General features: G+C 42.6%; 22 protein-coding genes and 2 pseudogenes. 2 read left to right on the top strand and 22 right to left on the bottom strand.

Annotation, left to right across the window (positions count from 1 at the left end; genetic code table 11):
* Positions 1–7: 7 nt before the first annotated feature.
* The 4 genes and pseudogenes from coaD to G5B12_RS18230 all read right to left on the bottom strand — a co-directional run.
* The gene (gene coaD, locus G5B12_RS02780) at positions 8–502 is read right to left on the bottom strand and encodes a pantetheine-phosphate adenylyltransferase (protein ID WP_021976565.1); all 495 of its coding nucleotides are present in this window, start codon (positions 500–502) and stop codon (positions 8–10) included.
* Between the two features lie 15 nt (positions 503–517).
* On the bottom strand, positions 518–1,066 hold the full coding sequence (rsmD, locus tag G5B12_RS02775) for a 16S rRNA (guanine(966)-N(2))-methyltransferase RsmD (protein ID WP_021976564.1): 549 nt from the start codon (positions 1,064–1,066) through the stop codon (positions 518–520).
* Positions 1,063–1,458, bottom strand: a complete 396-nt coding sequence (locus G5B12_RS02770; protein WP_021976563.1) for a methylglyoxal synthase — start codon at positions 1,456–1,458, stop codon at positions 1,063–1,065. The genes rsmD and G5B12_RS02770 overlap by 4 nt, the downstream gene beginning before the upstream one ends.
* A gap of 183 nt (positions 1,459–1,641) precedes the next feature.
* Positions 1,642–2,277 (bottom strand): annotated as a pseudogene (locus G5B12_RS18230) (DNA/RNA non-specific endonuclease); the annotation flags it as partial.
* Between the two features lie 438 nt (positions 2,278–2,715).
* Here G5B12_RS18230 and G5B12_RS02760 point away from each other — a divergent pair.
* Entirely contained in the window at positions 2,716–2,946 is a 231-nt protein-coding gene (locus tag G5B12_RS02760; protein ID WP_174087699.1) for an alpha/beta-type small acid-soluble spore protein, read from the top strand.
* 120 nt (positions 2,947–3,066) lie between these two features.
* Here the strand turns inward: G5B12_RS02760 and G5B12_RS02755 are convergent, their stop codons facing one another.
* The 5 genes from G5B12_RS02755 to G5B12_RS02735 form a co-directional block, all read right to left on the bottom strand.
* Positions 3,067–3,690 carry a GDSL-type esterase/lipase family protein gene (locus tag G5B12_RS02755; RefSeq protein WP_021976560.1) on the bottom strand — a complete coding sequence of 208 codons (624 nt, stop codon included), beginning with the start codon at positions 3,688–3,690 and terminating at the stop codon, positions 3,067–3,069.
* Between the two features lie 161 nt (positions 3,691–3,851).
* A complete protein-coding gene (locus G5B12_RS02750; RefSeq protein WP_174087698.1) occupies positions 3,852–4,388 on the bottom strand; it encodes a DUF6465 family protein in 537 nt (178 codons plus the stop codon).
* Positions 4,389–4,465: 77 nt separating this feature from the next.
* A complete protein-coding gene (gene recG / locus G5B12_RS02745; RefSeq protein WP_174087697.1) occupies positions 4,466–6,526 on the bottom strand; it encodes an ATP-dependent DNA helicase RecG in 2,061 nt (686 codons plus the stop codon).
* A gap of 12 nt (positions 6,527–6,538) precedes the next feature.
* Positions 6,539–8,158, bottom strand: coding sequence for a DAK2 domain-containing protein (locus G5B12_RS02740; RefSeq protein ID WP_180214406.1), 1,620 nt, complete (start codon positions 8,156–8,158; stop codon positions 6,539–6,541).
* 59 nt (positions 8,159–8,217) lie between these two features.
* Complete coding sequence (locus tag G5B12_RS02735) at positions 8,218–8,577, bottom strand: Asp23/Gls24 family envelope stress response protein (protein ID WP_015524900.1); 360 nt, start codon at positions 8,575–8,577, stop codon at positions 8,218–8,220.
* Positions 8,578–8,806: 229 nt separating this feature from the next.
* Here G5B12_RS02735 and rpmB point away from each other — a divergent pair, with 229 nt between their 5' ends.
* Positions 8,807–8,995 carry a 50S ribosomal protein L28 gene (gene rpmB / locus G5B12_RS02730; RefSeq protein WP_015524898.1) on the top strand — a complete coding sequence of 63 codons (189 nt, stop codon included), beginning with the start codon at positions 8,807–8,809 and terminating at the stop codon, positions 8,993–8,995.
* A gap of 96 nt (positions 8,996–9,091) precedes the next feature.
* Here the strand turns inward: rpmB and G5B12_RS02725 are convergent, their stop codons facing one another.
* The 13 genes and pseudogenes from G5B12_RS02725 to G5B12_RS02665 all read right to left on the bottom strand — a co-directional run bounded on the left by G5B12_RS02725 (position 9,092) and on the right by G5B12_RS02665 (position 21,865).
* A complete protein-coding gene (locus G5B12_RS02725) occupies positions 9,092–9,229 on the bottom strand; it encodes a hypothetical protein (protein ID WP_173755753.1) in 138 nt (45 codons plus the stop codon).
* Positions 9,230–9,333: 104 nt separating this feature from the next.
* Entirely contained in the window at positions 9,334–9,705 is a 372-nt protein-coding gene (locus tag G5B12_RS02720; RefSeq protein WP_021976556.1) for a GerW family sporulation protein, read from the bottom strand.
* On the bottom strand, positions 9,689–10,585 hold the full coding sequence (locus G5B12_RS02715; RefSeq protein ID WP_243006080.1) for a DUF2953 domain-containing protein: 897 nt from the start codon (positions 10,583–10,585) through the stop codon (positions 9,689–9,691). Before G5B12_RS02715 ends, G5B12_RS02720 begins: the two co-directional genes overlap by 17 nt.
* Positions 10,586–10,856: 271 nt before the next feature.
* Entirely contained in the window at positions 10,857–11,168 is a 312-nt protein-coding gene (locus G5B12_RS02710) for a hypothetical protein (RefSeq protein WP_021976554.1), read from the bottom strand.
* Between the two features lie 67 nt (positions 11,169–11,235).
* On the bottom strand, positions 11,236–11,691 hold the full coding sequence (locus G5B12_RS02705; RefSeq protein WP_021976553.1) for an NUDIX hydrolase: 456 nt from the start codon (positions 11,689–11,691) through the stop codon (positions 11,236–11,238).
* A gap of 108 nt (positions 11,692–11,799) precedes the next feature.
* On the bottom strand, positions 11,800–13,293 hold the full coding sequence (locus G5B12_RS02700; protein WP_118062927.1) for a peptidoglycan D,D-transpeptidase FtsI family protein: 1,494 nt from the start codon (positions 13,291–13,293) through the stop codon (positions 11,800–11,802).
* Positions 13,196–14,575, bottom strand: a complete 1,380-nt coding sequence (locus G5B12_RS02695; protein WP_118071448.1) for an FtsW/RodA/SpoVE family cell cycle protein — start codon at positions 14,573–14,575, stop codon at positions 13,196–13,198. The genes G5B12_RS02700 and G5B12_RS02695 overlap by 98 nt, the downstream gene beginning before the upstream one ends.
* Positions 14,576–14,581: 6 nt before the next feature.
* Positions 14,582–16,735, bottom strand: a complete 2,154-nt coding sequence (locus G5B12_RS02690) for a peptidase U32 family protein (protein WP_021976550.1) — start codon at positions 16,733–16,735, stop codon at positions 14,582–14,584.
* A gap of 91 nt (positions 16,736–16,826) precedes the next feature.
* The gene (locus tag G5B12_RS02685; protein ID WP_021976549.1) at positions 16,827–17,234 is read right to left on the bottom strand and encodes a cell division protein ZapA; all 408 of its coding nucleotides are present in this window, start codon (positions 17,232–17,234) and stop codon (positions 16,827–16,829) included.
* 130 nt (positions 17,235–17,364) lie between these two features.
* The gene (gene ruvB, locus G5B12_RS02680; RefSeq protein ID WP_021976548.1) at positions 17,365–18,375 is read right to left on the bottom strand and encodes a Holliday junction branch migration DNA helicase RuvB; all 1,011 of its coding nucleotides are present in this window, start codon (positions 18,373–18,375) and stop codon (positions 17,365–17,367) included.
* A 161-nt stretch (positions 18,376–18,536) separates the two neighbouring features.
* Positions 18,537–19,148 carry a Holliday junction branch migration protein RuvA gene (gene ruvA, locus G5B12_RS02675; protein WP_118071488.1) on the bottom strand — a complete coding sequence of 204 codons (612 nt, stop codon included), beginning with the start codon at positions 19,146–19,148 and terminating at the stop codon, positions 18,537–18,539.
* 129 nt (positions 19,149–19,277) lie between these two features.
* Positions 19,278–20,342 (bottom strand): tryptophan--tRNA ligase, encoded by a 1,065-nt coding sequence (trpS, locus tag G5B12_RS02670; protein ID WP_021976546.1) that lies wholly within the window; start codon positions 20,340–20,342, stop codon positions 19,278–19,280.
* 167 nt (positions 20,343–20,509) lie between these two features.
* Positions 20,510–21,865 (bottom strand): annotated as a pseudogene (locus G5B12_RS02665) (GH1 family beta-glucosidase).
* Between the last annotated feature and the right edge of the window lie 30 nt (positions 21,866–21,895).

Raw genomic sequence — 21,895 nt, 5'->3', positions numbered from 1 at the left:
ACTCTCCTTATTTCTCTGTTTCTCTTTTTTTCAATTTTTCTTCGACTGCTTCCGTAATCTCACTTGGAGCAAACTTACTCAGATCTCCTCCGAAATTCGCAACCTCTTTCATGATCGTGGAGCTTAAGTATGCATATTCCAGACTGGTTGTGAGAAAAACGGTATCCACATCCGGTGCAAGAACACGGTTGGTCTGCGCCATCTGCAGCTCGTATTCAAAATCCGTGACAGCACGAAGACCGCGAACGATCACCTGGGCATGATTCTCCCTGGCAAAGTTCACAGACAGGCCCTCAAATGCTTTCACCTCCACATTCGGGATATCTTTTGTTGCCTTTGCTAGTATCTTAACACGTTCTTCCACAGAAAACAACGGACTTTTTGCAGAATTGTGCAAAACGCCCACTATAACCCGGTCAAAAGAAATGCTTGCTCGTTTAATAATATCAAGATGACCATAAGTTGCCGGGTCAAAACTTCCTGGGTATACGGCTGTTATCATATGTCTGTCTCGCTTTCATTTTTTTAGGAAAACATGCTTATTTGTTTTATATTCCTTGGAACGTATCAGATGATAGCCCAATTCCTCCACATAAGAAAAATCCGTGTAAAGATCTTCTTCTATGATAATAAGCGTGTTCTCGTTTGCAAGAGTACTGTCAGCCAGATATTCGAGAACCGGCTGCTCCAGATGCTGTTCATAAGGTGCATCCATAAAGATACAGTCAAAAGGTTCTCCACCTTCCAGTGAACGCAACGCCTGCAGTACATCCATGTTCAGCAGTTTACCACCTTCAGAGAGTTTTGTAAATGAAAGATTTTCACGGATACATGCACATGCCTTGGGATTTTTTTCAACAAATACTGCATAATCAGCGCCTCGGCTCAATGCCTCGATACCAATAGCTCCGCTTCCGGAAAAAAGATCCAGGAACCTGCAACCTGGTATTTCAGGCTGGAGAATGTTAAAAAGAGTTTCCTTAATACGGTCTGTTGTTGGTCTTGTCTCATTTCCGGGAATTGTTTTTAAATTTAATCTACGTGCTTTTCCTGCTATTACTCTCATTTCAGATTTAATCTCCAATCCAGATCACCACGGGCCAGTCCGAGAATCAAAAGCTCCGCAGTGGCAATATTTGTAGCAACCGGAATATTATACTGGTCGCATCGTTTAACAATACTCATGATATCCGGTTCTGCCGGATCCATCATGACAGGATTATAAAACAGGATCACCATATCCAGATCCTGTCTTTCTACCATCTCCATAAACTGCTTGTCTCCGCCAATGCTTCCGGCAAGAAACTTATGGACATGAAGGCTGGTCGCTTCCTCAATTCTTCTTCCCGTTGTTCCGGTTGCATATACTTCGTGTTTGGCAAGGATATTCTTATATGCAATACAGAAGTCTTCAATCAGAACTTTCTTACTGTTATGTGCAATAATTCCTAAATTCATAATTCACCTCTCCATTCTGACCTCGGGTTACATCCCTTTTTCTCCACTGTATAGCGGTAAAACCATATAACTCTGTAATTGATTTTAGCATATCGCCCAAAAAAGTGCAATTTAATTCATACAAATTCATGAAAAATTAATATTTTCTCTTTCGGGATTCCTGTGAATTTATGGTTGCTGCCAGCTGTTTCCGGTTTGATAATCAATTTCTATTCCCGGCTGTACGTTATATACAAAAACGTGAAAGGCTACGTTCTGATCCTTTACAGATTCCGCTTCCATTTCCACACCGCGGGCCACAAGTTCTTTTCCTGCAAAAATCGGAGTAACGCGATACATACAGGGATTCCCGGTACTGTGTACATAATCTGCCACTTCATTCTCAAAAGGCAGCATTCCGGTTACATTAAGATACCGGGTTCCCGTGATCAGATTTTTTTCATTTGCATTCTCCCCGGTAAGCTGATAACCGATCAGATGACAGCGATTATAAAGATATCTGCCATCTACATTATCATATTTTACTGTATGCCAGCCCGTTGGTTTGATCATTCCGATAGCACCTCGTTCCTCTGTCGGCATCAGCTGGGGTGTGATCTTGGATTCCGCATATCCACATCGTCCAAGAGCATCCAGTTCGCTGTAAAATTCATATGCAGGGCCATTTTTCTTTTCTGCTGAAAATTCCGGAATATTTCCATCAAGCTCTACACAAGGACTTCCACTGTATTCCGGTATATTTTCCAGCGAAATATCTGCATTCTGTCCTCCGGCCTGATTTCCTGTCTGCTCCAGTATTTTATAAGCTGTGTGGGAAATCGCTTCGGATATATTTTCTGAAAAATTTTTTGTATTTTCTTCTATATATGTAAAAAATATATTACAAAAAATCTCGCTCTGTTCCCTGGCTTTATCCAGGCTGTCCGGCGGTTTCCAGCCATTACACAGTGCAATGGTAATACAAAGTATCAATCCTGTTATGATCTTTTTTGCTGGCTGTTTTTTTCTTTTTGATTTTCGTCTGTATGTGGGATAGCGCTTCTTTTTCACAAAATCCCCCTTTACTTATCTGCCAGATATTATATGCACCACAGAAAATATTATAACTTCTGTTTTTTATAAAAACAACCATACATTCGATTTTAATTTTTTATATTATTCTGTAAATTTCCTTTAACTGCCAGTGTATTATTTCCGCTATTTCATATACTAGCAATGTAACATCAAACCAAACAACAACCAAGGAGGAAATGAATTATGCCAAGTAACACTTCTTCTAACAAAGCAGTTGTACCAGAAGCAAAAGGCGCACTTGACTGTTTCAAATATGAGGTAGCAAACGAGCTGGGTGTTCCGCTTACAGATGGATACAATGGTAACCTTACTTCCAAACAGAACGGTTCTGTTGGTGGATATATGGTAAAAAAGATGATCGAAGCTCAGGAACGCCAGATGTCCAGCGGTTCTCAGGGCAGCCAGCAGTACTAATCCGATTTAAGTAAATCCATTGCCATGTAAAGCTGAAAAGTTTATGCAGTAAAAAATGCTGTCTGACAAAATCCGTGTTGTCAGACAGCATTTACTGTATTTGAGAATCCTATTCATTTCCTACAAAAACTTTCTGATCTTTTGATATACTACTTCCGCAAATTCTTTATGACCAGATGCATTGAGGTGTTCCTGATCAGCCTCACAGCAATGTACATAAGCCGCTGCCGGAAGAAATTCAATCTGACGTTCTTTTGCTATTTTTTCGTATACAGACTGGAGATTTCTGGATACGGCCACCGACTCTCTGGAAAACTCCTGATCGTAGCCTTCCTGCCATACTTTTTCCCCAAGATAAATCGGTGACATCAGAAGAACCTTCGCTTTTGGAGCATATTCCTGAATCTGATCCAGAAGTCGAAGAATCCCCTTTCCGATCACATCTGCAGATGCTCCGAAAACTGTTTTGCAGTCATTGGTTCCCAGCATAAGAGTGATCACATCTACCTGTGCATGTGTTTCCAGCAAAGTTGGCAGAAGTGCTGTCCCCTTCCGTCCATCACGAAGTGGATCTTCAAAAACAGTCGTCCGTCCACATAACCCTTCTTCAATCACTCTGTATTTTTCTTTGTTTAATTTTTCCTGAAGAAGACTTGTCCAGCGCACACCCCAGGGCAGCCGTTCTCTGCTTTCTCCGTCGTATCCCCAGGTATTGGAATCTCCAAAGCATAAAATCTGTTTCATATATATTTCCTCTTTTCATATCTGTTTACTATGTTTATGTGTTGAAGATATCGTATCATACTCTTTTTTCTTCGTCAAATATGCAAAAGAAATAGCCTGCCATAGGCTAATCCTATAGCAGGCCAGAATATATAATCGTGATATTTATTTACTCGTCCAGATTACAGGCCGATAAATCCTGTAACATCTCCATTGATCACATAATGCGCACCATTATCTTCCGGTTTGATATAGATTTTCAGATCTTTCAGATCTGTTGCTTTTTTACCCATATCATCTGTCCAGATTTTTTTGATCCGGTCAGCAACTTCAGAAGTATGTATCTCTTTGCCCCAGTACTGGACATATACTTCTGTAACTGTCTCTGCCTTTTTGGCTGTTGCAGTTTTTCTTGTAGTCGTCTTTTTAGCTGTAGTTGTTTTTCTTGTGGTTGTTTTCTTTGCAGCAGGTTTCTTAACTGGTTCCTCAGTCTTTACAGCTGCTGTTTTTTCTTCAGCAGGTTTCGCGTCTGCTTTCTTCTCCGCCGGTGTTTCAGCTGCTTTTTTTGTCTCTACAGAAGCTTTTGCATCGTCTGTCTTCGGTGTCTCAGCCTGAACGGCTTTCTCTTCGGATGCGGTTACTACAGATTTTGCAGGAGTCTCGCTTACTGAAGCCGTTTTTGCAGTTGTCTTAGTTGCAGCTTTCTTTGTTCTAGCCATTTTATAGCCTCCTTACAAGAGATTTGTTAATCTTTTCTCGAACTTTAGGATATCACTTTTTGGGGAAGAGCGCAAGGTCAGATGCCCAGATTTTCCAGATCTTCACTCATATATCCCATCAGTCGTTCCTTCAAAGCCTTATGTTGCGGTAATCTGAGATCAAAATCCAGTGCAAGGATCTCTCCTGCCGCCTCACTGGCATTCTTCAAAATCCCGGCATCATTATAGATATCACCGATCTTAAATTCCATCAATCCACTCTGGCGGATACCAAAAAGATCTCCAGGGCCCCGGAGCTTCAGGTCTTCCCCTGCAATATAAAATCCATCATTAGATTCATTAAGGATCTTCAGGCGCTTGGAAGTATCTTCTTCATTATTTCCCTGAATAAAAATACAGTAAGACTGAAACTCTCCACGGCCTACACGTCCACGAAGCTGATGAAGCTGAGCAAGTCCGAAACGTTCTGCATTTTCCACCATCATTACTGTGGCATTCGGAACATTCACCCCTACTTCTACAACTGTTGTAGACACCAGTACCTGTATCTCCCCAGAAGCAAACGCTTCCATAATCCTGTTTTTTTCTTTTGGTTTCATCTTTCCATGAAGAATCTCGACACAGATATCATCAGGAAGAGCCTCCCGAAGTTTTACAGCATAATCCGTCACATTTTCAGCATCCAGACCTTCACTTTCTTCCACCATAGGACAGATCACATAAGCCTGTCTTCCCATATGGATCTGTTTTTCAATAAAAGAATATGCTTTTGGGCGATAAGAAGTACCCACCACGCAGTTCTTAATAGGAAGTCTCTGTGCTGGAAGCTCGTCAATAATGGAGATATCCAGATCCCCGTACAAGATGATCGCCAGGGTCCTCGGGATAGGAGTAGCGCTCATAACAAGTACATGCGGTGGATTTCCTCTGGTAGTCAGTGCCTCTCTCTGACGTACGCCAAACCTGTGCTGCTCATCTGTGATAACCAGTCCAAGATTTTTATATTCTACCTTCTCCTGGATCAGCGCATGAGTCCCGATGATAACATTTGCCTCACCTTCTGCAATCTTCTGATAGATTTCCCGTTTCTGTTTTGCCGTACTGGACCCCGTCAGAAGTACCGGATGGCAGGAAGTAATATTCTGTTCTTCCATTAATCTCAGGAATCCCTCATAATGCTGATTGGCAAGTACCTCTGTTGGTACCATCAGTGCACTTTGAAATCCGTTTTCCGCAGAAAGCACCATGGACAGAAACGCAATTACTGTTTTACCACTTCCAACATCTCCCTGAACAAGACGGGACATTAATTTATGACCGCTTAAATCTCTCTCAATCTCATGCCATACATTTTTCTGGGCATTCGTCAGTTCGTAGGGAAGACCTTCGATGATTTCCTCTGTTGTCCACACTGGTTTCATGGAAAATGTATTCGGTGCTTCCTCTGTCTTTTCTTTGAGAAGCTGCACTGCCAGTACAAAAAGAAGAAACTCGTCAAACACGAGCCTTTTTCTGGCAGTAAGCAATTCCTGCATATTCCCCGGAAAATGTATGGTACGTATTGCAAAATTATCGTCCGCCAGCTGATAGTGCTCCCTGATCTCATCTGGCAGATATTCTGTTTTTAAGGGTCTTGTATCCAGGACCTGCCGGACAAGTTTGGTAATTGCCTTATTGGTAAGGCCTTTGGTCAGGGCATATACTGGCTGCATACTGTGGACAACTTCCTCATAAGCTGCGGGAGTAAATATCTCCGGATGTTCCATCTGCAGTCGTCCTTTTTTACGGATGATCTTTCCTCGGAAAATAAATACACTGCCCTTCTTCAACGTTCCTTTTAAATAAGGCGCATTAAACCAAGCTACTGGAAGACGGCCGCTCTGGTCTGCCACTGTTGTAGTCAAAATCTGCAGATTCCGTACCTGGTTGCTATACAGGCTGCCTGTTATCGTTCCACGAATGGAAACTGTTTTTTCTTCTTCTGCCGATGCGATCTCAACTGGCTCTTCATATACATCATAAGTCCGTGGATAATAACGGAGAAGCTCCTCCGTAGTCGTAATTCCGATCTTCTGGAAAAGCTTCTCTGTTTTATCACCCACGCCTTTTAATTCACGTAAAGGTGTCTTATCATTCATTTTTAGTACTCTTTATTCTACGGAAATCAGGTAATAGTAAATTGGCTGTCCACCCTGGTTCAGCTCGACTTCACAATCTGGATATTTTTCGGAAAGTTTATTGGAAAGATCCTCTGCCTCTTCTTCAGATATATCTTCTCCATAATAAACACTGATGATCTCAGATTCCTCATCTATCATCTCTGCAACCATGTCTTCTGCAACCTGAAGCCGTTCCTTACCAACCGCAAGGATACCAGCATCACCGATTCCCATAATATCGCCCTCGTGGATTTCCTTGTCATCAATCCGTGTGTCGCGGACTGCATAAGTAACCTGTCCTGTCTTTACTCTGGAAATGGCATCTGTCATAGAAGCAAGGTTCTCTTCGCCGTCTTTTTCCGGAACAAAACTGATCATTGCGGAAATTCCCTGCGGGATCGTCTTAGTCGGAACTACGATGATCTCTTTATCTTCTGTCAGATCTCTTGCCTGATTAGCCGCAAGGATAATATTCTTATTATTCGGGAAAATATAAATTGTTTTTGCATTTACTTTATCGATAGCGTTGAGCATGTCCTCTGTGCTCGGATTCATGGTCTGACCGCCTTCGATCAGATAATCCACACCAAGCTCACGGAAAATCTGAGAAAGTCCCTCTCCCACAGATACAGAAATAAATCCATGGTCTTTTGGTGGTTCTTTCTCCTTCTCAGCCTGTTCTCTGGCAAGTTTCTCAGCATCTTTGATCAGCTTTTCCTGATGCTCCTCACGCATATTATCAATCTTCATGCGTGAAAGCTGGCCATATGTGAGTGCACGCTCGAAAGCCTGACCCGGATGATTGGTATGCACATGCACTTTAACGATCTCGTCGTCTGCTACCAGTACAATGGAGTCTCCGATAGAATCCAGAAATTCACGGAAACGGCTGACCTCTTCCTGTGGAAGCGGTTTCTCAAGAAGGATGATAAACTCTGTACAGTATCCGAATTTGATATCAGCCTCTGCCTGAGGAGAAATCTTTGTAATCTTTGGAGCCGCTGATGCCTCAAACTGGGAATAATCTACTTCTTTTCCGTGATATCCGTCAATGGCACCACGTAAAACTTCCAGAAGACCCTGTCCGCCAGAATCTACCACACCTGCTTCTTTCAAAACAGGAAGCATTTCCGGGGTTCTGGCAAGTGTCTCTTCCGCATGCTGGAATATCCCATCAAAAAATGTGTCCAGATCTGATGCAGAATCTGCAAGTTCAAGTGCTCTGTCTGCTGCTGCCCTGGCAACTGTAAGAATGGTTCCTTCCTTCGGCTTCATAACTGCTTTATATGCTGTTTCAACACCACGTTCCATAGCTGCGGCAATTGCAGGTGCATCCAGATCTGTCAGCTTGCGCACACCTCGGGTAAATCCACGCAGAAGCTGTGAAAGGATAACACCGGAGTTACCACGGGCGCCACGAAGAGAACCGGAAGAAATAGCCTTGGCCAGGGTTTCCATATCCGGATCTGCAAGAGCACCCACTTCGGAAGCAGCAGACATGATGGTAAGCGTCATGTTCGTTCCCGTATCCCCGTCAGGTACGGGAAACACATTCAGTTCATTGATCCATTCTTTCTTCGCTTCCAGGTTCTTGGCTCCGGCCAGAAACATTCTGGAAAGTATTTTAGCATCTATGGTTTTGTTATTCACCACAAGTTCCTCCTCTAAAACTAATCTATTGCTCGTACGCCCTCAACCATGATATTGATCTTCTCGATCTCCATTCCTGTAAAGGCCTCGACTTTATATTTTACATTGTTGACAAGATTGTCCGCAATAGTACTGATATTCACGCCATATGCTACGATGACATGGAAATTCAGTCGGATCTTATTGTCATCAGTGATCTTAACACTGATACCATGTTTCAGACTGTCAATACGCAAAAGTTTAACCAGTCCATCCTTCATACTGATAGCTGCCATTCCAATGATACCAAAACACTCTACTGCCACACTGCCGGCATAAGTCGCAATGACATCCGTATCAATTACGATCTGACCCAATCCGGAATCTATACGTCCATTCATATGGTTACCTCCACTGTTTCATTTAAATTAAATTATATGTAAATCTATTATAACCTTTTTTTAACAAGAACACAACGCTTAATTTCGCCATGATTTTCAGCATTCCTTCCAATATAGAAGTTCCGTAAGAAAACTCTTTGCAGAATTTTTGATAAATTTCCTTTTTTTGCTTGCAAAAGAGCAATTCATCTGTTAAAATGGTGACTGTTGATAAAAGGAGGTGCTATTCATGGCTAAATGTGCAATCTGCGATAAAGGAGCTCATTTCGGAAACAATGTGAGTCATTCCCATAGAAGATCCAACAAAATGTGGAAATCTAACGTTAAATCCGTCAGAGTAAAAACAACTGCCGGCGGAGCAAAGAAAATGTATGTATGTACTTCTTGTTTAAGATCCGGAAAAGTTGAAAGAGCGTAAGTAATATCGTATGCCCCCGTAAAATGCGGGGGCTGTTTTTTATTTCTAAATATTATTATAAATAAACGGAAAGCCTGCTAACCGCACACTTTCCGTTTATCTGCAAAACATATGATATCCGCATAGCAGACATACCACTGCGATCGAGATCACAATAAAATTCTCAGTGATAAGAATTCCAAGAACCATTCCTACTCCGATAAAGAACAACATAAAACCTGTTAGCTTTCCCACTCCTGTCTGCTCATTTCTTTTTTGTTACAGTATATGCACAAAAGCAGGACAGAATACTTATCATCACAAAATCTTATACAGACTTCTTCACAGATAAGATATCCTTAATCTTCTTTCTCATCGGCGCTCTCATCTCCACCTGCACCTGGGACAAAACGATTCACAAAGTCGGGAACCATATCCAGAACTTTTGTCAATCCATCCTGATTCTTAACGTTTACAAGCTTGGTGGTTCCATTCTGGATCACAAGTACTGCACAAGGCGTCATCTTTCCGGCCAGACCGCCGCCACCGTTATTTTTTTTATCTCCTTCAAATGCTCCTGCACCTACACCAAAAGATACATCTACCAGGGGAAGAATGATCGTATCACCTACATGAATGGCATCCCCTACAACAGTTTTGGCCGATACAAAGCCATCCATTCCTTTAAATAATGAATTCACGGTATCCTTGAAATTATTCTCTTTCTCCATGATTGACCTCCTTATGTCTCCATCGGTGGATGACGTATTTGATATTTTTATTAAAATAAAGCTCTATTGCTATCTTTATAAGTACAACTCCATAAATCCGGCCTTTCAGAAAGATTTCGCCTTCCAGAATATTTTCACCATCAAAAAGCGGATTTACCATTATTTTATTTTTGTGGAAAGGAATTGTCATTCCCAGCAGCGCCAGTACCGTACCTGTGACAGCCGGATCCTCACTTCCAAAAGTAATCTTTCCGGTGATTCTGGTTGGCAACACATGATGTATCAGTTTTTTTCCATCTTCCCATAAGAAAGAAATCGCAGCTCTGGTCCGTGGATGGTCAATAAATTCCCTCCACCAGTTTATCTTATCACAGAATTTTCTGATTGTTAATGCGAATTTCTGGATTTTTTTAAGAATTCTGGATGGTACCCTCAGAGCATTTCGCACTACTGTCAAAAATTTTCCAAGTACTGATTTTATTCTGCCCGCTATTTTAAGAATTAAATCTTTTATTCTTTTTCTGTTTTTATTCTCTGTTTCTTTGTGCTCCGAAACTGAAGTATCTATTTCTTTCGATATCCCATCTTCCCGCCTGTAATCTCTTTCATCACATGCATCCGTCTGTTCCGGCAAAATTTCTGAAATTTTATCCTCCGGTTCTTTTTCCAACAGATCCGGCGTATATCTGTGCCCTTCAATCTCCTCCACTTCAACAGGAGTTGTGTCTTCTTTTATAATAACGGAAGTTTCTTCTTTTTCTTCACTATTATATGATCTGGAATATTTTTCCTGTTCTGTCTGCTTCTTCTGAACAGAAGGATCTTTTTTGCTGGTATCAGTTTTTGTTTTTTTCTTCTTTCCGGAAAGTTTTTGTTTCAATCTGGATAGTGGAACTCCAAAAACACATATTTTTGTTTGAATTTTCCCTTCTTCCCAGAAAGCACGAGCCGAAATAATATGGAGCAGCCAGCTTACCTCGCCCGAGGCTCTTATTTCCCTGATTCCCTCCGTTCGCTTTTTTTCTGCACTTGCTCGGTATCTGACCGGGCAAAAAAGGATCAGGAGCAAAAGCAGAAGAACCAGTCCGATGAGTATCCCCAGAAGGATCAATATCCATTTTAGTATCAGCCATAATATATGCAGCATTCATTCACCTGTTTTTCAGATATTCTTTTATTTTAAAATCACCGGTTTCCGTATATACCTGTTCTATAATATCCTGTACCATCCGTATCGCTCCATCTTTACCTTTAGCCATTCCGATGATCAACGGACAGATTGCTCTGGCACCGCGCTGTACCAGCATACTGGAGGGAAGAATCTCCAGTATATTCCCTGGATTATCTGACAGCGTAACAACATAAATATCCGGTACAAATTTCCCGGCAGTGATCCGTGCTCTTGCTCTGGTAGGATTCTTTATATCATCTCCAATATAATAATCTTTCATCCATTTTAGCACTTTACGACCACCTCCGCTTCTTTAATGTCAAACAGGGCTGCGTAAACACACAGCCCTGTCTTTGTTTTTAGAAATACTTCTGCTGTTTCGCCCAGACGCCCTCACTACGCATCTCCAGATACTCCTGATAAGCCTGCTCCACAATATGCTTCTCATTGGAAAAACGAAGAAGATGATAAATCTCGTGAAACTTGTAATATCCGGAATCTACAAAATATTCCTCGCGCTGGGGTTTGCTATGATAATTATCAGCTATCATGAGATACCAGTGTACCTCTTTCATTACCACATCCTCCGGAACTGTGAAATTATACTGGCTCTTACCAATGTATTTCACAATAGAAGCTCTGACACCTGCTTCTTCTTTCACTTCACGTAAAGCAGTCTGTTCAAAGGTCTCGCCTTCTTCTACAGTTCCTTTGGGAAGCACCCATCCTTCATAACGGTTCCTGTAGGATTTATACAATGCCAGGATCTTACCCCGATGAATTACCACACCGCCACAGCTTGTTGCTTCTATCATATTGCAATCCTCCTGTAATGCGTGTGTCTTTTGCACTGATTACAGTATACCTCTTTTTCTTCATATAGGCAAGGGGCAAGAAGCAGATACTGTCTTAATTAACGAAATTTAATCAAAATAATATGCATCAAATACATCTCCTGCAATGGGAACTGCTGCTTCACTTCCGGTTCCTCCGTTTTCGACGATCACCGCAATAGCAATATCCGGGTTATCTACATTCGAATAACCGATAAACCACGAATGACTGGAACCATTTTCATCAAACTCCGCAGATCCGGTTTTTCCGGCTACCGTATATCCACGCCCGTTAAGCGCAGAAGCTGTACCGTTTTCAACTACATTTTTCATGAGTTTTCCAAGAATACCTGCTTCGTTACTGGTCATCAGGCGTTTATATTCCGTCTTTTCCGTTTCTTTTACAGTATCTCCGGAATTATTTACAATTTTGTCGATCATGGTCGGCTTCATCAGTACACCGTCATTGGCGATCGCACTTGTGATCAGTGCCATATGCATAGGAGACACCAGCGTATTTCCCTGTCCAATAGAGGTCTGCATTACCAGCGCGTTTGCTGAATTTTTTTCCAGGGTAAAACGACTTGTTTTATAGGAGTTCAGAGGAAGAGCTTTGTTAAAAAGAAGATCCTCCGCGGTACTGCGCAAAGAACCGGCCCCGAGATTCAGCCCCATATCCGCAAACGCACAGTTACAGGAATGTGCAAATGCAGAATAAAAATCTTCCTGTCCATGTACTTCACCGTTATAACACTGAATGGTATGGTCATCTACTGTAATACTTCCCTGGCACAGATAAGAATATCCTTCCAGAGAGCCCTTTTGTCTGAAATAATCCAGGGCCGTAACAACTTTAAAAGTAGATCCCGGCGGATACGCACCATTTGTAGCACGGTTAAGAAGACTGCTGTTATTCTCATCATTGACAAGCGTATCCCAGTCCTGTGCAATGGTATTCGGATTAAAATCCGGTTTGCTTACCATGGCAAGGATTCTTCCTGTAGAAGGCTCTATGACAACTACCGCTCCTCTGCGGTCACCCAAAGAATTATATGCTGTTGTCTGAAGATCAGCATTCAGACTTGATATCACGGTATCTCCCTGATTCTTTTTGCCCAGAAACTCATTTTTCATCTGCTCCAGGAAAAAAGAATGGGAAGTCAGAAGCTGAAAATTCGCCTCTGATTCCAGTCCGCTTTTGCCGTTGGTATCATATCCTACCGCATGTGCAAAAATATTTGCAAATGGATAAGTTCTCTCTTCTGTTCCATCTTCATACACATTGGTCTGTGCCAGGACTTCTCCATCAGAAGACTGGATGCTTCCACGCACTACCCTGTCTGAAAACGTATCCTGTCTGGTATTATACGGACTGTTGATAAAATCGTCACTTTTTATGGCATCAAAATAAATCAGATACCCGATCAGACTGACAAAAATCAATATAAAGAACACCGATACAAAAGTAAACGGCCGGTTCTTTTTTCTACGGAGCCTGGCGATATCCCGTTCTCTCAGGCGTTGCTCTCTTTCCTCTTCTTTCAAACGTTTCTTTTCGCTGCGATTCAATTTCTTCGTCCTCATCTTCCCTCAGAATATACAGTCCCTGAATGATTGCAAGCATCAGGATGGTACACATGACAGAACTTCCTCCATAACTTACCAGCGGAAGTGTAACACCTGTCATCGGAATAAATTTGGTCGCACCGCCAATAGTCAGAAATACCTGAAACGCATATTCTGTTCCAAGTCCCAGTGCGATCAGTTTATAAAACGGATTTCGTATCTTCAGTGCAATCGTAACGATCATGAGAAAGAAACTGGTACATACCAGGATCAGGCAGATGGCAAAAATGCCGCCCAGTTCTTCACAGATAGCGCTGAAGATAAAGTCATTTTTTACAACAGGAATTTTCTCCGGAGAGCCCTGGCAAAGCCCCATTCCAAACCAACCACCAGTTCCGATAGCAAACAATGACTGCACGATCTGATAGCCTTCATTCTGATAGACCGCCATCGGATCTCTCCAGGCGCTCACTCTCTGGCGTACATGTCCGAAAAGATGATAAGCTACCACTGCACCAACACATCCACCGCCAAGTCCCAGGAGCATATATCCAGGATTTCTGGTTGCCACATAGATCAGCACAAGATAGGTGACAAAAAAGATCACCGCACTTCCAAGATCTCTGGAAAGGACCAGAATTCCCACATGGATCACCGCTACGATCGTTGCCATCACTACTTTACGAAAATCTACCTTTGTGCAGAGCAGCGATGCCATAAAAAATACAAATGTGATCTTGATCACCTCTGAAGGCTGGATTCCCATCAGTGAAAGTTTTGCGCCATAACTTGTACTTGCCAGAACGAGAACCGCTGCCAGAAGAACAATACCGATCCCTGCATAAATCCATGTAAGATCCTTTAAAAATTTCATCTTACGGATCATTACAGGAATCACCAGTGATACCGCGCTTCCTGCCGCCACGATCAGAAGCTGTTTGGTTGCAGACGGAAGTGAAAGTCTACAGAGCATGATAAAACCAACGCTCAGGAGCATACACATATTATTCAGAAGAAGCAGTGATGCTTCTTTATAGATGATCCTGTACAAAATCTGGATCGCCGCAAAAAAGATCATCATCTCAATATAAAACAAGATAACCTTAAAATCCATGCTCTTTAAATAAATCACAAGAAACGCTGTGAAATCAATAAAAAAGATCATAGTCAGCTGCTGCTGAAGCAGCTCTTTTTTTTCTTCCTCATCCTGGCGCCACACCATATAAAAACAATGAAAGGTGTAGACGATCATCAGCGTGAGGATCACATACTTGGATAACTCTGTAATTACATTAATCATACACTTTTACTCGGCTCCTCTTTTAAAATGGCCTTTTGTATATCTGCGTCCGGAAGGTTTCCCGTTTTTCTGATAAACGGACTGGAATTCTTTAAAGATTTCCCTCGCTTCCTCCGGCTTCTCAACAGTAAATGCCAGTCTTAAAGACTGAAGATTTAATTTTTCCACCCGTTCTCTCTCTCCGGGAAGCCCGTAAGGGATACTGTTATATATGATATTATAGCAGTATTTTGCTTTTTCCAGGCTGCTGCATTCCCATGGAGTACAACAACATTTCACCGGAAATTCACTGTTATAGCGGTCTTTCAGATAGACAGTCTCGCATTTTCCGGTACATCCAAAAAGATTTTTTCTTACACACTGGGCCGACAGCATCAATGGGATATATCCATATAAAAGAAGTTCCGAAGAAGTATTATTCCTGTGCCGCAGCTCTCCTTCATTCAGTTCAAGCGGAACTGTGTTGCGAAGGACACCCTCTTTTTTCCAGAACTCTGTCGCCTCATCATTCCATGTATATAGAGAGGAATCCAGAACACATTTATCTCCGTATCCACACTTCTTCAATGCGGCATAAGATTCCAGATTTCTGACCAGGAATCCTTCCATTCCCTGTTCTATCCATTTTTTTGCTTCCTGCATCCATTTCTCCGGAATCTCTCCTCTCTGAATATGCGGGGTAGAAAGATAAAGTTCCCTTTCTGCTGCAAGTTTAGGTGAAAAATACTTCTTCATGGTATCAAACGGAAAATAAAAACCTGTAATTCCCTTTTCCTTTAAAAGTGCTTCTGCAACATCTTCCTGTTCGCATGAGACATAAAAAGGAAGTGATCCCCCAATCTGCCGCCGACAGATATCTGTTCGTTCCGCATGCTGTTTTTTTACCATTTCTCTACGATTCTGACTGAGTAATGTCTCCCGCAGCTGTTCAAGAGCCTCCCTGCGAACTTCATTAAGAACCTTTACAGGAACAAAAACTTTCCCATTAATCTCAATATTCAGACTTTCCCACTGAAATTCCGTATTTCCCAGTTTTTCCATCTGCTGGCGGATCCGCTGTTCTTCCATAGGCTGATTTTTCGCAAACTGAACTTCCCCGCCCATAGCTGTTACTGTTTTATCTTCACAGGCTACTTCCAGTATAACAGGACTTTCAGGAGAAAGTATTAAATTCCCATGAATTTTTTCTTTTATTTTTCTGATCTCCGGCTGGATGTTTCCGGATTTCTTCTCATTGGCAAAAGCCATCATTTCCGGACCGCGATACATATCATAATATCCAGTGCAGGAACCTCCTCTGCTGAAAAGATCCAGAAGGTATTTCCGGTCTTCCTCCTGAACATGATATTCTTTTCCACTTAAATAGAGGTCCAGATATTTTCTGTATACAGAAGTCACTCCCGCTGTATACCCTGGCTGTTTCATGCGGCCCTCAATTTTCAGTGACATTACACCTGCCTCCAGAATATCCGGAAGAATATCAAGAGTACAGATATCTTTCAGACTCAACGCACAGAACTCTTTATCCCCTTTATATTTTCTGTGATCAAGAGTACCTTTATACGGAAGTCTGCAAGGCTGGGCACATCGCCCACGATTTCCGCTCCTTCCACCGAAAATACTGCTCATCAGACATTGACCAGAATAGCTGTAACAAAGCGCTCCATGGATAAAAGTTTCAATTTCCAGCGGACTTGCTTTATGCATAGCGGAAAGCTCTTCCAGGGAAAGCTCTCTGGCCGGGACTACACGCGTTGCCCCTTTTTCTTCCAGAAATTTCATTCCTTCCGGTCCGGTTATTGTCATCTGGGTGCTTGCATGAATATCCAGGCCTGGGAAATTCCGACGGATAAACGAAAAAACACCAAGATCCTGTACAATTACCGCATCAAGTCCTGCCTCATAATAAGGTGCAAGATATTCAAAAAGCTGTCCTTCCAGCTCTCTGTTTTTCAACAGAGTATTCACTGTGAGATACAATTTCCGGTTATGGATATGTGCGGTTTCAATCGCCGCAATCAGTTCTTCCTGGGAAAAGTTCTGTGCATAAGCTCTCGCGCCAAAAGCCGGGCCCCCTACATATACCGCATCTGCTCCCGCTCCAATGGCGGCCTCAAAGCTCTCATAAGATCCTGCAGGTGAAAGCAGTTCTGTTATCATTTTTTTCAAAGTATTTTCTCATCTCCTGTCTGTTAATCTGATCAAGCGGTTATAAAACAAAAGAGGATTACCGAAGCAATCCCCCCATCCTTTATTTAAGCAGTTCATCAAGTTCCTTCTCCAGTTCCTTCACCTTACCATCAAGAAGATTCTTCTGATCCTGAGCTTCCTGCTCGGCTTTCTTTGCCTCTTCAATCTGCATTTTAAGAGAAATCAGCTCATGCTTCAGATCGTACATTTCCTGATCCTTCTGCTGCAGATCCTGTTCAAAGATCTCTGCCTGCTTTTTCGCCTTAAAATAGTCATCTGTAATATTCAGACTGAGCAGTGTATGCTTGGTCTCCATGGCCTGTCTGGAATATCCCGGCATCTGGCTCAGTTCACTGATCTTATTATTCATATAAGCTGCAACCTTCTGAAAGTACTCCTCAGATTCATATCCGCCCAGAGTAATGATCTTTCCATCGATAACAACCTGTGCTGTATTCTTTACCGCCATTCGTAAAGCCTCCTGAATTCATCTGTTACTGGTCATTTCCACAATAACATTCCTCTATATTGCCAGCCCTACAGCTCACAATTTCTTTCATTATAACTGATTCCTGCAAAAATGTATAGAAGTTTTTCTATTATTTTGTCGATAAATCGGGACGAGGATAGCCAAGATGTGTATATGCCAGCACGGAAGCCATTCTTCCACGCGGCGTCCTGTTCAGAAAACCAGTCTGCAAAAGATACGGTTCATATACATCTTCCAGGGTTCCGGAATCCTCTCCAATGGATGCCGCAAGCGTCTCCAGTCCAACCGGACCTCCCTGGAAATTCAGGATCAGTGTCTGTAAGATACGACGGTCTGTCTTATCAAGTCCGTACTGATCCACCTCCAGAAGATCCAGTGCAAAACAGGCAACATCGTAAGTGATCACACCATCATATTTCACCTGTGCAAAATCCCGCACCCGCTTCAGAAGACGGTTTGCCAGTCGTGGAGTGCCTCTGGAGCGTTTGGCGATCTCAGCTGCACCATTGGGTTCGATTTCCACGCCAAGAACCTGTGCCGAACGGAGAACAATGGTAGTCAGTTCTCTTTTATCATAAAACTCCAGTCTCTGCGTCACTCCGAAACGGTCACGCAGAGGTGCGGAAAGAAGCCCTGCCCTGGTAGTCGCACCTACCAGCGTAAATTTCGGAAGATCCAGACGAATAGAACGGGCAGATGCTCCCTTCCCAATCATAATATCTATGGCAAAATCCTCCATGGCCGGATAAAGAACTTCCTCTACCTGTCGGTTCAGCCTGTGGATCTCGTCCACAAACAGCACATCTCCCTCCTGAAGATTATTCAAAATTGCAGCCATTTCTCCAGGTTTCTCGATCGCTGGCCCGGAAGTAACTTTCATATGTGTTCCCATTTCGTTGGCAATGATCGCGGACAATGTTGTTTTTCCCAGGCCGGGAGGGCCGTAAAACAGTACATGGTCCAGTGCGTCATGTCTCTGTTTCGCCGCTTCAATATAGATCTTCAGAGTATCTTTGGTTTTCTGCTGACCAATATATTCATCCAGACTCTGAGGTCTTAAATTCCCTTCCAGAGAAAAATCCTCTTCTGTAACGTCCGTTGTAATGATCCTGTTTTCCATCTGTCATGCTCCGTTCTATTTCTTGTAAAGCGGATATTTATATTCCACTCTGCTACATGCTTATGAATACCATCACGTTGACTTGTACTCCTGATACAAGCAAGTCCCCACCCACTGCTTATTGCTTTTCGCAATTGAAGCAGGGGACTTACTTGATTCGGTTAGAAATTCTTCAATGCAGCCCGCAGGATTGCTTCCACATCGTCTGCCGGTACATCCTCCGGAACTTTCCGTACTGCCCGGAGCGCATCCGCAGAACTGTATCCCAGCGCAACCAGAGCCTCTACTGCTTCCTGACGACTGTCACGAAGATCCGCAGCATCTATGGCAGCCTCCTCCTGCTGATGAGCGAGTTTTATCTCAAAAGCATCCTCCAGCTTCAGTTTATCTTTCAGCTCCAAAATCATTTTCTGGGCGGTCTTCTTCCCAATTCCAGGAGCCTTGGAAATGGTCTTTACATCATCCGAAAGTACTGCAAAACGCAATTCATCCGCACTGATCCCGGAAAGGATACCAAGTGCACCCTTCGGGCCAACACCATTCACACCGATCAAAAGTTTAAACATACTGAGATCATCTTTTGAAAAAAAGCCATACAGTTGCAGAATATCCTCTCTGACATAAAGAAACGTATGTATTTTTTTCTCTTCTCCTATGCGGACCTTCCCGAGATCCTGCCCTGTCATATAGATTTCATATCCAAGTCCGCCATTCTCCACGATCAGACAATTCTCCACGATATCTGCTACTGTACCTTTTACAAAAGAAATCAACTCCAACGGCTCCCTTCCCGGAAACAACTGAACATCTGTTTCCCATATGAACGCAATAGTAACATAATTTTCATAAAAAATCAACCCGGAATCCAAATCCCGGGTTGATGCTGTATACATAAATATTATTTACTGATTCAGAAAATCCTGATCTTCAAAATAATTGATACGCATGGAAGAACGTACATCATGAAGAGTTGCAGCTGCTTTTTCTCTTGCAACTTCTGTACCTGCTTTCAGGATATCAAATACATCTGCAGTACGCTGCTCCCACATTTTTCTTCTCTCACGGATTGGTCCAAGCTCCGCCTGCATTACATTATTCAGGAATTTCTTAACTTTTACATCGCCAAGACCACCTCTCTGATAGTGAGCCTTCAGTTCATCAAGATTCTGATACTCTGGCAGGAACTCCTCAAAATGCTCCGGCCGGCTGAAAGCATCCAGATAAATAAATACCGGATTTCCTTCCACGCGTCCTGGATCCTGAACCCGAAGATGATTCGGATCTGTAAACATGGACATGATCTTCTTCTTAACCACATCTTCTTCATCAGAAAGATAAATACAGTTTCCGAGAGACTTGCTCATTTTTGCTTTTCCATCGATACCCGGAAGACGTAAGCATGCCTTATTTGAAGAAAGGACGATCTCTGGCTCAGTCAGTGTCTCACCATAAACTGTATTAAACTTATGAACAATTTCCTTACACTGCTCAAGCATCGGAAGCTGATCTTCACCTACCGGTACATGCGTTGCACGAAAAGCTGTGATATCTGCGGCCTGGCTGATCGGATAACAGAAGAATCCAACCGGAATGCTGGCTTCAAAATTACGCTGTTTAATTTCAGATTTAACTGTAGGATTGCGCTGCACACGTGCTACAGTAACCAGATTCATATAATAAAAAGTCAGCTCTGTCAGCTCCGGAACCATGGACTGAATAAAAATATTGGATTTTTCAGGGTCAAGTCCACATGCCAGATAATCCAGTGCAACCTGCAGAATATTCTGGCGAACTTTCTCAGGATGTTCTGCATTATCTGTAAGTGCCTGTGCATCTGCGATCATAATATAAATCTCGTCATATAAGCCGGAATTCTGCAGTTTCACACGCTCTGCCAGTGATCCAACATAATGACCTACATGAAGACGTCCCGTCGGGCGGTCGCCGGTTAAAATAATCTTGCTCATGAATTTCGTTCTCCTTGAAGTATACTGAATATTTTATATCTTATTATAGCCCTTTCAAATAGTCTGGTCAAATATTTTTAACAGTTTATTTTACCGTAATTTTGCATTTTACAGCAACTTTTCCGGATCTATCAGCCTCAAGTAACGAGAATTCGATGCACAATTATTCAAAAGTCACCATTCCTGCGGATCAGGTCACGATACCAGTAAGCGGAATCCTTCCAGATTCTCTCCTGAGTCTCAAAATCCACATAAATGATTCCAAACCGTTCCGCATAACCTTTATCCCATTCAAAATTATCCATCAAGGACCACTGGAAATATCCTCTTATATCAATCTCTTCTGCTGCCCGTTTTAGATTTTTCAGATATCGTGCCAGAAAATCAATTCGGTTGGGATCGTGGACTTTACCATCCTGGGAAACCGTATCGTGGCAGGCCATTCCATTTTCTGTAATGTAAATCGGTTTCCGATATCTTTCATACAGAAATTTCGGTCCCCAGTAAAGTGCTTCCGGTGTTACCGGCCAGTTGGTTGCCGTCTTTGGAAAACCAGCCGGTCGCCTTACTTCTTCCGGCCTTCCATCTGGCCCCATGCGAATGCAGCGTCCGTTATAAATATTCTGTCCATAAAAATCAATAGGCTGAGAGATCAGCTTCATATCTTCATCCGTGATCACAGGCAGATATTTTTCATATTTTTTCATCCCTTCTTCCGGATACTTACCAAGAATAACAGGATCAGACCACCAGGATACATTCCAGGTCCAGTTGGAAAGATCATCCGGCAACGCAAAAAGTGCCTTTCTTGCAGCCTCAATATCTTTCGGCGTTTCTTTCTCCGGATAACACATACCACTGGTCGGTGCATAACCGATCTGCACATTCTGTTTTCCGTAAGCACGCAGCATCTGCACAGCTCTTCCGTGAGCTTTCAGAGCATTGTGGGCCATCTCAAAAGTATCACGTAGCGGCGCTTTCACACCAGGTGCATGACATCCCTGAAGAAATCCCAGGCCGACAAAACATTGTGGTTCATTTAATGTAAAGAAATATTTTACGCGGTCACTGAAACGTTCTGCCACCAGACGGGCATACTGGCCGAATCATTCCACGATCTCCGGATTCATCCAGCCACCTCTTTTATAAATCTCATAGGGAAGTTCCCAGTGATACAAAGTTATGTACGGTTCAATTCCCTGTTCCAGAAGTTCATCGATCAATGCATTATAAAAATCAATTCCTTTTTCATTTACTTTCCCGGTTCCTTCCGGCAGCACACGGGACCAGTCAATGGAAAAGCGGTACCCCTTCAGCCCCAGTTCTTTCATGTATGCCACGTCTTCTCTGAATCTGTGGTAATGATCGCAGGCTATATCTCCAGTATGGCCTTCATATACTCTTCCCGGCTCTTTTGTAAAAACATCCCAGATATTCTGTCCTTTTCCGGAATCTCTGCCAGTTCCCTCTATCTGATAGGAACTGGTCGCTGCTCCCCACACAAAATCTTTTGCAAATCCCATATTGGCACTCCTTTATAGTATATCTTTTTC

It is taken from the genome of Blautia sp. MSK.20.85 (genome assembly GCF_013317245.1).
Taxonomy (GTDB): Bacteria; Bacillota; Clostridia; order Lachnospirales; family Lachnospiraceae; genus Blautia_A.
The sequence above is the reverse complement of the archived record's forward strand: the minus strand, read 5'-3'. Positions and strand labels throughout refer to the sequence as shown.

Excerpts from the sequence above, each read along its gene's own strand:
- G5B12_RS02740 (WP_180214406.1), bottom strand. The coding sequence starts at position 8,158 with ATGTTTCTGGCCGGAGCCAAGAACCTGGAAGCGAAGAAAGAATGGATC.
- G5B12_RS02720 (WP_021976556.1), bottom strand. The coding sequence starts at position 9,705 with ATGGAGAAAGAGAATAATTTCAAGGATACCGTGAATTCATTATTTAAA.
- G5B12_RS02760 (WP_174087699.1), top strand. The coding sequence starts at position 2,716 with ATGCCAAGTAACACTTCTTCTAACAAAGCAGTTGTACCAGAAGCAAAA.
- G5B12_RS02735 (WP_015524900.1), bottom strand. The coding sequence starts at position 8,577 with ATGAATGGACGTATAGATTCCGGATTGGGTCAGATCGTAATTGATACG.
- G5B12_RS02705 (WP_021976553.1), bottom strand. The coding sequence starts at position 11,691 with ATGATAGAAGCAACAAGCTGTGGCGGTGTGGTAATTCATCGGGGTAAG.
- recG (WP_174087697.1), bottom strand. The coding sequence starts at position 6,526 with ATGAATGATAAGACACCTTTACGTGAATTAAAAGGCGTGGGTGATAAA.
- rpmB (WP_015524898.1), top strand. The coding sequence starts at position 8,807 with ATGGCTAAATGTGCAATCTGCGATAAAGGAGCTCATTTCGGAAACAAT.
- G5B12_RS02690 (WP_021976550.1), bottom strand. The coding sequence starts at position 16,735 with ATGATAACAGAACTGCTTTCACCTGCAGGATCTTATGAGAGCTTTGAG.
- G5B12_RS02685 (WP_021976549.1), bottom strand. The coding sequence starts at position 17,234 with ATGGCGGTAAAGAATACAGCACAGGTTGTTATCGATGGAAAGATCATT.
- rsmD (WP_021976564.1), bottom strand. The coding sequence starts at position 1,066 with ATGAGAGTAATAGCAGGAAAAGCACGTAGATTAAATTTAAAAACAATT.
- coaD (WP_021976565.1), bottom strand. The coding sequence starts at position 502 with ATGATAACAGCCGTATACCCAGGAAGTTTTGACCCGGCAACTTATGGT.
- G5B12_RS02700 (WP_118062927.1), bottom strand. The coding sequence starts at position 13,293 with ATGAGGACGAAGAAATTGAATCGCAGCGAAAAGAAACGTTTGAAAGAA.
- G5B12_RS02770 (WP_021976563.1), bottom strand. The coding sequence starts at position 1,458 with ATGAATTTAGGAATTATTGCACATAACAGTAAGAAAGTTCTGATTGAA.
- G5B12_RS02695 (WP_118071448.1), bottom strand. The coding sequence starts at position 14,575 with ATGATTAATGTAATTACAGAGTTATCCAAGTATGTGATCCTCACGCTG.
- ruvB (WP_021976548.1), bottom strand. The coding sequence starts at position 18,375 with ATGGAAAACAGGATCATTACAACGGACGTTACAGAAGAGGATTTTTCT.
- trpS (WP_021976546.1), bottom strand. The coding sequence starts at position 20,342 with ATGAGCAAGATTATTTTAACCGGCGACCGCCCGACGGGACGTCTTCAT.
- G5B12_RS02755 (WP_021976560.1), bottom strand. The coding sequence starts at position 3,690 with ATGAAACAGATTTTATGCTTTGGAGATTCCAATACCTGGGGATACGAC.
- G5B12_RS02750 (WP_174087698.1), bottom strand. The coding sequence starts at position 4,388 with ATGGCTAGAACAAAGAAAGCTGCAACTAAGACAACTGCAAAAACGGCT.